This window comes from Paraburkholderia sp. EB58 (genome assembly GCF_050436665.1).
Lineage (GTDB): Bacteria > Pseudomonadota > Gammaproteobacteria > Burkholderiales > Burkholderiaceae > Paraburkholderia.
This window is the reverse complement of record NZ_JBNDMQ010000002.1, coordinates 272,124-284,392: the sequence shown is the minus strand read 5'-3', so window position 1 is coordinate 284,392 and position 12,269 is coordinate 272,124. Positions and strand designations below refer to the sequence as shown.

Annotated in this window: 10 protein-coding genes; 6 read left to right on the top strand and 4 right to left on the bottom strand. The window is 63.0% G+C overall.

The features are described 5' to 3' along the window. Window positions 1-94: 94 nt before the first annotated feature. Window positions 95-2,062, bottom strand: coding sequence for a bifunctional tRNA (5-methylaminomethyl-2-thiouridine)(34)-methyltransferase MnmD/FAD-dependent 5-carboxymethylaminomethyl-2-thiouridine(34) oxidoreductase MnmC (gene mnmC / locus P3T40_RS03940; RefSeq protein WP_429266360.1), 1,968 nt, complete (start codon window positions 2,060-2,062; stop codon window positions 95-97). Between the two features lie 425 nt (window positions 2,063-2,487). Here mnmC and P3T40_RS03935 point away from each other — a divergent pair, with 425 nt between their 5' ends. Further along, on the top strand, window positions 2,488-2,766 hold the full coding sequence (locus P3T40_RS03935) for an HU family DNA-binding protein (protein WP_074262967.1): 279 nt from the start codon (window positions 2,488-2,490) through the stop codon (window positions 2,764-2,766). Window positions 2,767-2,910: 144 nt separating this feature from the next. Here P3T40_RS03935 and P3T40_RS03930 read toward each other — a convergent pair whose 3' ends face one another. Together P3T40_RS03930 and P3T40_RS03925 are read right to left on the bottom strand one after the other, a co-directional pair. Next, the gene (locus P3T40_RS03930; RefSeq protein ID WP_429266359.1) at window positions 2,911-4,200 is read right to left on the bottom strand and encodes a GTP-binding protein; all 1,290 of its coding nucleotides are present in this window, start codon (window positions 4,198-4,200) and stop codon (window positions 2,911-2,913) included. Window positions 4,201-4,316: 116 nt separating this feature from the next. Further along, window positions 4,317-4,763, bottom strand: coding sequence for a lytic transglycosylase domain-containing protein (locus P3T40_RS03925; RefSeq protein WP_429266358.1), 447 nt, complete (start codon window positions 4,761-4,763; stop codon window positions 4,317-4,319). Window positions 4,764-5,282: 519 nt separating this feature from the next. Here P3T40_RS03925 and gspD point away from each other — a divergent pair. Genes gspD through gspF form a run of 3 tightly spaced genes read left to right on the top strand, consistent with a single transcriptional unit; the run spans window position 5,283 to window position 10,412 of the window. Next, window positions 5,283-7,637 carry a type II secretion system secretin GspD gene (gene gspD, locus P3T40_RS03920; protein WP_429266357.1) on the top strand — a complete coding sequence of 785 codons (2,355 nt, stop codon included), beginning with the start codon at window positions 5,283-5,285 and terminating at the stop codon, window positions 7,635-7,637. Then, entirely contained in the window at window positions 7,634-9,190 is a 1,557-nt protein-coding gene (gspE, locus tag P3T40_RS03915; RefSeq protein ID WP_429266356.1) for a type II secretion system ATPase GspE, read from the top strand. The genes gspD and gspE overlap by 4 nt, the downstream gene beginning before the upstream one ends. A 4-nt stretch (window positions 9,191-9,194) precedes the next feature. Next, entirely contained in the window at window positions 9,195-10,412 is a 1,218-nt protein-coding gene (gspF, locus tag P3T40_RS03910) for a type II secretion system inner membrane protein GspF (RefSeq protein ID WP_429266355.1), read from the top strand. A gap of 96 nt (window positions 10,413-10,508) precedes the next feature. Here gspF and P3T40_RS03905 read toward each other — a convergent pair whose 3' ends face one another. Further along, entirely contained in the window at window positions 10,509-10,931 is a 423-nt protein-coding gene (locus tag P3T40_RS03905) for a type II secretion system protein N (protein ID WP_429266354.1), read from the bottom strand. Between the two features lie 254 nt (window positions 10,932-11,185). Between P3T40_RS03905 and gspG the strand changes: the two genes are divergently transcribed. Then, window positions 11,186-11,650, top strand: a complete 465-nt coding sequence (gene gspG, locus P3T40_RS03900; RefSeq protein ID WP_429266353.1) for a type II secretion system major pseudopilin GspG — start codon at window positions 11,186-11,188, stop codon at window positions 11,648-11,650. A 43-nt stretch (window positions 11,651-11,693) separates the two neighbouring features. Continuing rightward, window positions 11,694-12,269, top strand: coding sequence for a GspH/FimT family pseudopilin (locus P3T40_RS03895; RefSeq protein WP_429266352.1), 576 nt, complete (start codon window positions 11,694-11,696; stop codon window positions 12,267-12,269).

Genomic DNA, 12,269 nt, shown 5'->3' with positions numbered 1-12,269 from the left:
ACACGAGTTGCACTCGCAATTAGCGAGGTTATCCACAGCAAGCCGTGGATAACTTTCCGCCTGTTTCGGGGTCGGCGCGAGCGTGCAACGAGGGTCAGCGGGCCGTGCCTTGGCGCAACGCACGTAACAGGAAACGGGCAGGGTCGAGATCCTCGGCGAGGTCGCGCCCGATCGGCAACGGTTCGCCCTCGATTTGCGAGGCGATCAGCTCTGCGCCCAAGCCGGCCCATACGAGACCGCGCGAGCCGTATGCGAAGGCTCCATACAAGCCATCCGTGCGCGGCAGATCGAGCGGCCACGCGCCGCGTAAACGTTCCCTCGCGTGGATTGCTGCGGCTTCGTCGGCGAGTGCGCCGATCATCGGCAGACGATCGCTCGTCACGCAGCGAAACGCGACGCGTCCCGGGAGCGAGTCGGCACGCTGCGTGTCGACGTTGCTGGCGAACGTGGGCAACATCTGAGCGAGGCGTTGCAGGTTTTCGATGTGCCCGGCGGTTTGCACCCCACGCTCGGGGTCGTCGATGTCGAAGGTCGCGCCGGTTAACGTGACGCCGTCGGGAAGTGGCACGGCATAACCGTCGCCGATCACCGGCAGCGCGAGCGACGGCACGCTACCGGCGGGCAGGAACGTCAGTTGACCGCGTACGCTGCGGGTCGGTGCGTACTGCAAACCGGCGACGCGCGCGGCGTCATGCGCATTCGCAAAGATCACGACGCTCGCGCGTGCGAGCATCCCTCCGTCGGCGTCTAACACACACCATTCATCGCCCATGCGTTCGACGCGCGCGGCTTCGACGCCGAAGCGCCGTTCGAGCCGCTCGCCGGCCGCCGCGCATTGTGCCGCGCAGAGCGTGGCCGGATCGATCCAGCCGCCGTGTGGAAACAGCCAGCCGCCCTGCGTCAGCGGAAATTTCGCAATCCTCTCTGCTTCAGCACGCCTGAGTAGCGTCACGTACTCCTGTGGATAAGCGAACCCGGCCAGCGCAGCGGCCATCATGCTGGCTTCCTCGTCGTTTTCCGCGAGTTGTAGGAGTCCTTCCGAGCCGCGTACGGGACAATGTCCCGCCTGTTCGAGCGCTTTCCAACGTTGCAACGCATACAGAAAGCCGGTACGTGTGATGCGCGAAGCCACGCCGTCGTCACGCGAAAGTAACGGGTGAAACACACCTGCCGGATTACCCGACGCGTCGCGGGCGAGTGCAGCATGCCGTTCGAGCGAAGTCACGCGCCAACCGCGCGCCGCAAGCCGCTCGATCACGGCGCAACCGGCGAGCCCCGTGCCAATCACGACCGCGTGTCGTTCACGCACCGCGAGCGGCGCCGGCGGCTCGTGCCGGCGCACCCGCCAGCGCGGTGCGAAGCGGCCCGCGAGCATGGCGCGTTTCCAGCCGAAGCCTTCGACCTTGCGGTATTCGAAGCCCGTTTGCGTGAGGGCACGTTTCACGTCGCCGGAGCTGGTGTAGGTCGAAAACGTAGCGTCTTCGCCGGCGAGGCGCGCGAGTCCCTTGAAGATAGCCGGCGTCCACAACTCCGGATTTTTCGCCGGTGCAAAACCGTCCAGATAGAACGCATCGGCGCGCAGCCAGAGTGTCGGCAGGGTTTCCGTGGCATCGCCGAATACGAGTGTCAGCGTGACGCGCCCGCCTTCGAATTCGAGCCGGTGGGTACCAGGGACGAGCATCGGCCACGCGTCGGCGAGTGTCTGGCCGAGGCCGGAAATGGATGCGTCCGCAACCGTCGCGGCATACGCGCTCAGCAAATCGGCCTTTATAAACGGGTGTTTTTCCGTCGAAACGAAATGCAGCCGCTCACAACGTGCGGGGTCGGCGCGCCATGCAGCCCAGGTCATCAGGAAGTTGATACCCATTCCGAAGCCGGTCTCGAGCACGGTGAAAAGGCGTCTGCCCTGCCATCGGCCGGGCAGGCCATTGCCTTGCAGGAAGACGTATTGCGCCTGGGCGAGACCGCCCACGGCGCTGTGATAGATGTCGTCGTGACGTGGCGAAAACGGCGTGCCGTTGTCGCGAAACGCCAGGGTGGCGGGGATCAGCGGATCGGTCATGCGGGGCAAAAAATCGATGGACGAACGGGTCAAGCGTTGCGGGCCGGGGCGCATCGGCCATCGCGCAACGGGCCGCCACGCGCTCAAATGACGCCTGGAACGTTGGCAAAAACCAACGCCAGTCTCATGTAAAGCCCTGGTTAGACGGGCGTTTCGATTCCAGGAATGACAAAAATGGTAATTTCCTGACTGGGCGGGCCAAACCACCGTGTAATTCTTCGAAACCCTTGTCCAGATTGGGTTTGCGCTGCGCTATCATAGCAAGCGCCGCGGAGGGAAGCGGCAGCACGGCCGTCGGGCAGAAACCTGTCCAACGTGTTTGTCCGGAGTGCTCCGGAGCCGTAGCTGCTCGACGGCGCGGCCCGCGCACGTATAATCGGCGCGTTCGCGCTGTTCGTGTCAACCTAAACCAGAAAGGAACCTTAATGAACAAACAGGAACTGATCGACGCCGTCGCAGGTCAGACGGGCGCCAGCAAGGCTCAAACCGGCGAAACGCTGGACACGTTGCTTGAAGTGATCAAGAAGGCTGTGTCGAAAGGTGACGCGGTCCAGTTGATCGGTTTTGGTAGCTTTGGCTCGGGCAAGCGCGCAGCACGTACGGGCCGCAACCCGAAGACTGGCGAAACCATCAAGATCCCGGCCGCCAAGACCGTCAAGTTCACGGCTGGCAAAGCGTTCAAGGACGCAGTCAACAAGCGCTAAGCACATCGGTGCTGCGTTGTTGAAACCCGCCTCAGGCGGGTTTTTTTTCGCCCGTGCTTTGCCGCGTTTTGCCGGGTCTTGCATTACGTGCGCAGCAAGCGCGACGCCACGACGCGCGCAATCAACGCAACTGATAGCGTGCGATCAGTGATGGTGATGGACGATTTCGCCGCTGCCATGATCGTGGTCGTGGTCATGATCGTCTTCGGCGTCGAAGTCCCATGCCGGGAACGGATCGTTAAATTGCAACCAGCCCTGCGGCCCCAGCTCATATTCAGCATCATTTAACAGGCATGCATCGAACTTCGCACGCCACACGGCCGGCTCGATACCGACTCCGATCATCACCAGTTCCTGACGACGGTCACCAATGCTGAAATCGTTCGGGTCGCCGTGCCAGTCTGCGGCGATTTCTGCGGCGAGTTCGTCGTCGCCATCGGGCCATTCGCTGCGATCCTGCGCGGCCCACCACATCCCTGCCGGACCATGGCGGCAAGCACCGCCCGCCTGCGAGAGCGAACCGGCAATGTCATTGCGCGTCGCAAGCCAGAAGAAGCCCTTGCTGCGCAGCACGCCCTTCCACTCTTCGTGCAGCAGTGTCCACAGGCGTTCCGGATGAAACGGGCGGCGCGCGCGATAAACGAAATTGCCAATGCCGAATTCGTCCGCCTCGCCGCTGTGATCATGGTCGTGTTCTTGATGAAGCGACGCGAGCCAGCCTGGCGCACTCGACGCTTCGTCGAAGTCGAAGCGGTTCGTGTGGAGCACTTCATCGAGCGGCACGACACCAAAGCGGCTCACGAGCTGCACAGCACGCGGATTGATGCGGGCGAGGATGCGTTGCAAACGCACGAGATCGTCGGCGCTGACGAGATCTGCTTTGTTCACGACGAGTACGTCGCAGAACTCAATCTGTTCGATCAGCAATTCGACCAGCGTGCGGTCGTCCTCAACGCTTGCTGCAATGCCGCGTTCGGCGAGCGCGTCGGCCGAGCCGTAATCGCGCAGGAAGTTGAATGCATCGACCACCGTCACCATCGTGTCGAGCCGCGCCACATCGGAGAGCGACGTGCCGTCATCGTCTACGAAGGTGAAGGTTTCGGCGATCGGCATGGGTTCCGCAATACCGGTCGATTCGATCAGGATGGCGTCGAAGCGCTGCTCGCCCGCAAGGCGGCGGATTTCGGTCAAGAGATCATCGCGCAGCGTGCAGCAGATGCAGCCGTTCGACATTTCGACCAGCTGCTCTTCCATATGGGACAGCGCCGCGGCATCGCGTACGAGGGTCGCATCGATATTCACAGCGGCCAGGTCGTTGACGATCACGGCGACGCGCAGGCCTGCGCGGTTGGCCAGAATGTGGTTCAGGAGCGTGGTCTTGCCGGCGCCCAGAAAACCGGAGAGCACGGTGACGGGCAGGGTCGGCTGGTTCATCGCAGTACGGAAACGGAGAGAATTAGGAGGCGTACCGGGCGCGTAGCGAAACGCTGGGGCGGCGGCAGCACGAAGCCGCATTGTGCATCAAAGCCGCGCTGGACGCGCAAATGGGCTCACCGTGAGGTACTGATGAGGTTCCATTTCCGCAGAATGCCGACGATTTGCTGCGCATACTGGTCGCGCAACGCGGGCGTCTCCGAATGATAGGCGCCGACCGCCTGCCAGGTGTTGCCATACTTATTCATCTGCTGACGCAGATGCCAGGCCGCGATATAGACGTTCTTGCACGGCTCCATCAAAGTGTTGGAGGAGATGCCGTATTGAGCCAGCGTGGGCAGATGAATCGAGTTGATCTGCATCACGCCGTAGTCGGTCGACCCATTCGCATTCTTATGCAGCGCGTCTGGCCGGTTGTGCGATTCCTGCCAGGCAATGGCCCGCAAAATCAGCGGGTTAACCTTCTGATACCGAGCCGCTTCATCGAAACAGTCGGCGTGCGCCGGCCCTGCGGCGAGCAGCGTACTGAGTATCGCGGCAACTGTCAGAAGGGCCTGTTTCATCGCTCAAGATGACTGAACAAATGATGAAAGAAAGATCCGGTAAGGTATTCGGCTCGGGGTCAGGATGCGCCTGTCAACCGCCTCAGACCGCCAACACCGAGCCTGTGGCGGACATCGGGGAAAACCCGCCCAGGCAAACTGCGTTCGGCAGGTTCAACCGCCGTATGATACCGGCAGGCACTTGAGCGTCAAGTTTGACTGTCCGACATAAGCGTGCGAACAACGAATGTCGCCGACCGGCCCACGAGTCCTTACCAAAGCTTTCAAAATTTTGACAGTCTGCGAGGCTATTTAGAGTAATCGCACCGGAGCCGTTGTTTTGTGACAAATCCGACATGAAAAGCTGTTACTGTTCATTTTTTTCGGACATAGGCCGGACGGTAGTGGGGGTTGCCTGCGCCCGCGGGGGCGTGAGCAGACTTGGGGGATCGCTGCTGGTACATACCTATGTTTGCTGCGCATGACAGCCGATCGCTTCGGCGGTCGGCATCGACATCAAATTCCATGAGAAGAAATCGTATGGCATTGCGTCGCGTCGCAACGGCGCTGCTGGTGGCTGGACTGATCACTGCGCAGACCGCACACGCTCAGGTGACACTCAACTTCGTCAACGCCGACATCGATCAGGTGGCCAAGGCGATTGGCGCCGCGACCGGCAAAACGATCATTGTCGACCCGCGCGTCAAGGGTCAGTTGAACCTCGTCTCCGAAAACCCGGTGCCCGAAGACCAGGCGCTCAAGACCTTGCAGTCTGCGCTGCGGATGCAGGGCTTCGCACTCGTGCAGGATCACGGCGTGCTGAAAGTGGTGCCGGAGGCCGATGCGAAGCTGCAGGGCGTGCCGACCTATGTCGGCAACACGCCGGTGGCGCGCGGCGACCAGGTAATCACGCAGGTGTTCCAGCTCAAGAACGAGTCGGCGAATAACCTGCTGCCGGTGCTGCGTCCGCTGATCTCGCCGAACAACACCGTGGCGGCCTACCCGGCCAACAACACGATTGTCGTGACCGACTACGCCGACAATGTGCGGCGTATTGCGCAGATCATTGCGGGTGTGGATACGGCCGCGGGACAGTCGGTGGTGGTGGTGCCGCTGAAGAACGCGAATGCGCTCGATATCGCTCCGCAGTTGACCAAGATGCTCGACCCCGGCGCGATCGGCAGTACCGATGCGACGCTGAAGGTGTCGATTACCGCCGACCCGCGCACCAACTCGCTGTTGATTCGTGCGACGAACGGCGCCCGCCTCGCGGCGGCGAAGCAACTGGCGAAGGAACTCGACGCGCCCACCGCCATACCCGGCAACATGCACGTGGTGCCGCTGCGCAACGCGGATGCGACGACGCTCGCGAAGACCTTGCGCGGGATGCTCGGCAAGGGCGGTGACACGGGCTCGTCGGCCAGTTCGAACAGCGCGAATTCGTTCAACCAGAACGGCGGCGGCTCGTATGGCAGCAATTCGACGGGCGCGTCGGGTACGCCGCCGCTGCCCTCGGGCGGACTCGGCAGCGGCTCAACGTCGTCGCCGCTGGGCGGCGCGGGAGGCTCCGGCGCTAACGGCGGTTCCGGCGATACGATCGGCAGCGACAAGGACAAGAGCGAAGACAATCAGCAGCCGGGCGGCATGATCCAGGCGGACGCGGCGACCAACTCGCTGATCATCACGGCGGCCGAGCCTGTGTACCGCAACCTGCGGGCGGTGATCGACCAACTCGATGCGCGGCGCGCGCAGGTCTATATCGAGGCGCTGATCGTCGAGCTGAACTCGAACACCAACGCCAATCTTGGCATTCAGTGGCAGGTTGGCACCGGTGCGGTCCTGGCCGGCACCAACCTGGCAACCGGCGGCGCCAACAGCATCATCAATCTGACTGCGGCCGGGGTCGCCGGCGGTCTGCCTGCGGCACTCGTCGGCCAGAATCTCCAGCAGGGGCTTAACGTCGGCTGGGTGCACAACATTTTCGGTGTGCAGGGACTGGGCGCGTTGCTGCAGGCGCTGTCGCAGACCGCCGACGCGAACGTGCTGTCGACGCCTAACCTCATCACGCTCGACAACGAGGAAGCCAAGATCGTCGTCGGCACGAACGTACCTATCCAGACGGGTTCGTATTCGAACCTCACGAGCGGTACCACGAGTTCGGCGTTCAATACTTACGACCGCGTCGACGTTGGCCTGACGCTGCATGTCAAGCCGCAGATCACCGACGGCGGCATTCTTAAGCTGCAGCTCTACACGGAAGACTCGGCGATCGTGACCGGCACGACCAACGCGGCGACCAACCCGGCCGGCCCGGAGTTCACCAAGCGTTCAATCCAGTCGACCGTGCTCGCCGACAATGGCGAGATCATCGTGCTTGGCGGCCTGATGCAGGACAACTACCAGGTCAGCAACAGCAAAGTGCCGCTGCTGGGCGATATTCCATGGATCGGTCAGTTGTTCCGCTCTGAACAGAAGAGCCGCAACAAGACCAACCTGATGGTGTTCCTGCGCCCCGTGATCATCAACGATCGCGATACCGCGCAGGCCGTGACGTCGAACCGCTACGACTACATCCAGGGCGTACAGGGCGCGTACAAGTCGGACAACAACCTGATCAAGGACAAGGACGATCCGGTGGTTCCGCCGATGCCGATCGGCCCGGCCGAGGGCGGCGCTCCCGCGATGAACCTGTTCAATCTCGATCAGATGCGTCGCCAGCAGGCGATGCCGCCAGCCTCTACTCCCGTACCGGTGACGAATGGTGGTGCTGTGCAGACCAATCCGGTGATGAACGGAGCGCCTGCCCAGTCCAACCCGGTGCCAAATGGCGCAGCCGTCCAGACCAATCCGGTCACCGTCGCGCCTGCCACCACTTCACCAGGAGCGCAGCCGTGAGCACGCCGTCCACGCCGCCGTCAGGTTCTGCGTCGTCGGCAGCGACCCGCGCCGGCGCCACGGCAATTCCGTCCGCGGTTGCAGTGGAGCATGCCGAGCGCAGCGCGCCGTCGGCGATCGCTGCCCGCCTTGTGCCCTACGGCTTTGCGCGTAGCGGCCAGATTCTGGTGGCGCATCAGCACGCTGATGGACTGGAAGTCTGGATCAGCGAGCGCACGAGCGATGCCGCGCTCGCCGAAGTGGCGCGCAATTTCGGCGCGCTTTCGGTGGTGCGTTTGCCGGCTGACGAACTCGCGCTGGCGATCAATCAGGCGTATGCGCGCCAGGATGGCAGCGCGGCGCAAGTGGTCGGTGAAGTGGAAGGCGAAGTCGATCTGTCGCGCTTGATGCAGGAGATCCCCGAGGTCGAGGATCTGCTTGAATCGGAAGACGACGCGCCGATCATCCGTATGATCAACGCGCTGCTCACCCAGGCGGCGCGTGAACAGGCTTCGGATATTCACATCGAGCCGTTCGAGAATGCGTCGGTGGTGCGTTTTCGCGTCGACGGCACGCTGCGTGATGTGGTGCGGCCGAAAAAGGCGCTGCACGGCGCACTGATCTCGCGGATCAAGATCATGGCGCAGCTCGATATCGCCGAAAAGCGTCTGCCGCAAGACGGCCGGATCACGCTACGGGTGGGCGGCCGGCCGGTGGACGTGCGGGTGTCGACATTGCCGACGGGGCACGGCGAGCGTGCGGTGCTGCGTCTGCTCGAGAAGGACGCCTCGCGCCTGAATCTCGAAGCGCTCGGCATGGGCTCGGACACGCTCGTCAAATTCGACAAGCTGATCGGACGCCCGCACGGCATCGTGCTGGTGACCGGGCCGACCGGTTCGGGCAAGACCACCACGCTGTACGCTGCGATGTCGCGCCTCGAAACCGCGACAACCAACATCATGACCGTCGAAGACCCGATCGAATACGATCTGTCGGGGATCGGCCAGACGCAGGTCAACGAGCGTATCGGCATGACCTTCGCACGGGCGCTGCGCTCGATTCTGCGGCAGGACCCGGACATCATCATGATCGGTGAAATCCGCGACCTCGAGACGGCGCAGATCGCCGTGCAGGCATCGCTGACGGGTCACCTGGTGCTGGCGACGCTGCACACGAACGATGCGGCATCCGCGGTGACTCGTCTGACGGATATGGGCGTCGAACCTTATCTGCTGGCTTCGTCGTTGCTGGGCGTGCTGGCGCAGCGGCTGGTCCGCAGATTATGTCCGGTGTGTCGCGAAGAACGGACCGACGCAGATGGCCGCGTCCGATGGCATCCGGTCGGTTGCGACAAATGCGGCCAATCCGGTTACGCAGGACGGCGTGGCGTGTACGAGTTGCTGCTGATCGACGACGCGATCCGCACGTTGGTTCACCGCAATGCGGCGGATTCGGAAATTCTCACCGCGGGCCGTGCCGAGGGCATGCGCACGCTGCGTGAAGATGCCGACCGCTGGCTCGACTCGGGGCTGACTTCGCTCGAAGAAGTGATCCGCGTAACGGGCGGAGCATAAGCTCATGCCGGCATTTCGTTTCGAAGCAATCGATGCGACCGGCAAGGCGCAAAAAGGCGTGCTCGACGCCGACAGCGCGCGCGGCGCGCGCACGCATCTGCGCGGCCAGGGGCTGACCCCGCTCGTCGTCGAACCGGCCTCGAGCCGCACGCGCGGCGAGCGCAATCAGAGGCTCTCGCTGGGGCGGCGGCTGTCGCAACGCGAGCAGGCCATTCTCACGCGGCAGTTGGCGAGCCTTTTGATTGCCGGCCTGCCGCTTGACGAAGCGCTTTCGGTGCTGACCGAACAGTCGGAGCGCGACTACATCCGCGAACTGATGGCGTCGATTCGCGCCGAGGTGCTGGGCGGCCATTCGCTCGCCAATGCGCTGCAGCAACATCCGAAAGATTTTCCGGAGATCTACCGGGCGCTGGTGGCCGCGGGCGAACACACCGGCAAGCTGGGTCTCGTGCTGTCGCGCCTTGCGGACTACATCGAACAGCGCAACGCGCTCAAGCAGAAAATCGTGCTGGCGTTCACGTACCCGACCATCGTCACGATCATCGCGTTCGGCATTGTCACGTTCCTGCTGAGCTATGTGGTGCCGCAGGTCGTCAACGTGTTCGCGAGTACCAAGCAGCAGTTGCCGGTCCTCACCATCGTGATGATGGCGCTGTCCGGGTTCGTGCGGCAATGGTGGTGGGCGGTGCTGCTTGCGGTCGTGGTGTTGGCGTATATCGTGCGGTCGATTCTGGCGCAGCCTGGGCCACGTCTCGCCTTCGACCGGTGGCTGTTGACCGCCCCGCTGCTCGGCAAGCTGGTGCGCGGCTATAACACGGTGCGCTTTGCCAGCACGCTCGGCATTCTGACGGCAGCCGGCGTGCCGATTCTGCGCGCACTGCAGGCGGCCAGCGAAACGCTGAGTAACCGGGCGATGCGCGACAACATCGACGATGCGATCGTGCGCGTGCGCGAAGGCACGTCGTTATCGCGCGCGTTGGGCAATACCAAGACGTTTCCGCCAGTACTGGTCCACCTGATCCGTTCGGGCGAAGCGACCGGCGACGTGACGACGATGCTCGATCGCGCGGCGGAAGGCGAAGCCAATGAACTGGAACGGCGCACCATGTTCCTGACGAGCTTGCTGGAGCCGTTGCTGATTCTGGCGATGGGCGGTGTGGTGCTGGTGATCGTGCTTGCGGTGATGCTGCCGATCATCGAGCTGAACAACCTGGTGCAATGATGCGCGGTTGAGCGTGCCCTTGAGTCTTGAGGCGCGCGAGCACAAAGGGCGCGCACTCAATGATGGCTGTGGAGATAACGACCGCAGCGGTCCTGTTCAGCGCACGTAGATGGTGGGGCCAGCCGGGTTGGTGGGCAGGAACACTTCGGTATGGACGCCGTTGCGGTCGACGATGATCGAACGGGGGCGTATTTCGTAGAGCTTGGCGCCTTGCATGATGGCGCTGCCGAGCGACACGGCCCGCGGTGGTTCGCCGCCGGCGCTGATGATGGCCGCGCCGCCTTCCTGGAGCGAGAGAATGCCGAACAGGTGCACGTCCTGGTTGGCGGTGCGCTGGAGCTGGCCGCCGAACAGCGTGGCGGCCTGTTCGACCGAGACCGGTGCGCGTACAGCCGCTGCCGGCAACGGTTCGCCGCGTAGCGCGGTGAGCGAGACGACCCAGTAGGTAAGCGTCGCGCAGAACACGGCGAACAGCGCGAGCGACAGAAGGCGGATTTGGATGGCGTTCATGCGCAACATTGTACGGAGTATTGTGAAATTTGCGTTGGGGGAAAATGCCCCTAACCTGACGCTTCGCGCCAGGTTCCCCCGAGGGGGGCGATCCCCCAAGGGACTTCCTGCGGAGCGGAAACTTGGGGCGGCCCGGCGTTTTCTCGCAACCCTTCAAGTGCATGACATTAAAATGACAAACCGGGTGTGTTAAATCGCGCACTGGCTAGAGCCCGCGCGACGCCCGCCAGTCGAAAAATCTTCCTGAAAAGAGGTAGCAAGCTATGCAAATGTGGACCACTCGCCGCACAGAAATCGCGGGTCCGGGTAATCGTCGCCAACGCGGCTTTACGCTGATCGAAATCATGGTGGTGATCGCGATTCTCGGCATTCTGGCCGCGCTGATCGTACCGAAGATCATGAGCCGTCCTGATGAGGCGCGGCGTGTCGCTGCGAAGCAGGACATCGGCACGATCATGCAGGCCATGAAGCTGTACCGCCTCGACAACGGCCGCTATCCGACCCAGGACCAGGGATTGCGCGCGCTGGTTGAAAAGCCCACCACGGATCCGGTGCCGAACAACTGGAAGGACGGCGGGTATCTCGAGCGTCTGCCGAACGATCCGTGGGGCAATGCGTATCAGTACCTGAACCCGGGCGTGCACGGTGAGATCGATATATTCAGCTACGGCGCCGACGGCAAACCGGGCGGCGAAGGCAACGACGCCGACATAGGCTCGTGGGAATGATCTGTTGAGTTTTTTACGCGCACTCTCGCTTAACACCAGCACCATGGCTCCGTCCGATTGCACGTCTCATGTGGCCACTGCCCGTGCGGCGATGGTGCCGCGCGCCGAGGAGTGCCGCGAGTGCCGGCAACCCGTCGCGCTGACGCACGACGGCGGCCGGCGTGCCGGACGACAGGCGGGTTTCACGTTGCTGGAGATGCTGGTGGTGCTGGTGATCGCCGGGATTCTGGTGTCGGTGGCATCGTTGGCGCTGACGCGCAATCCGCGCACGGACCTCAATGAAGAGGCACAACGTTTGGCGCTCCTGTTCGAATCGGCTGGTGATGAAGCGCAGGTGCGGGCGCGGCCTATCGCGTGGCAGCCGTACGAGGGCGGTTTTCGCTTCGACATGCATACCGATGACGGCTGGCGTCCGCTGCGCGACGACCTGCTTGGGCCGCGTCGCTGGGAAGGCGGCGTGACGAGCGTGACGATCGACTATCCGGGTTCGGACGTGCATCCGTCGCGGGTGGTGTTCGGCACTGAGAGCATCGATGCGCCGGTGGAAGTCACACTGTTTTCGGCCGGGGGCTCGGTGCGGATCGTTGGGATGGGTAATGGCCGCTATGAGGTGCATTGA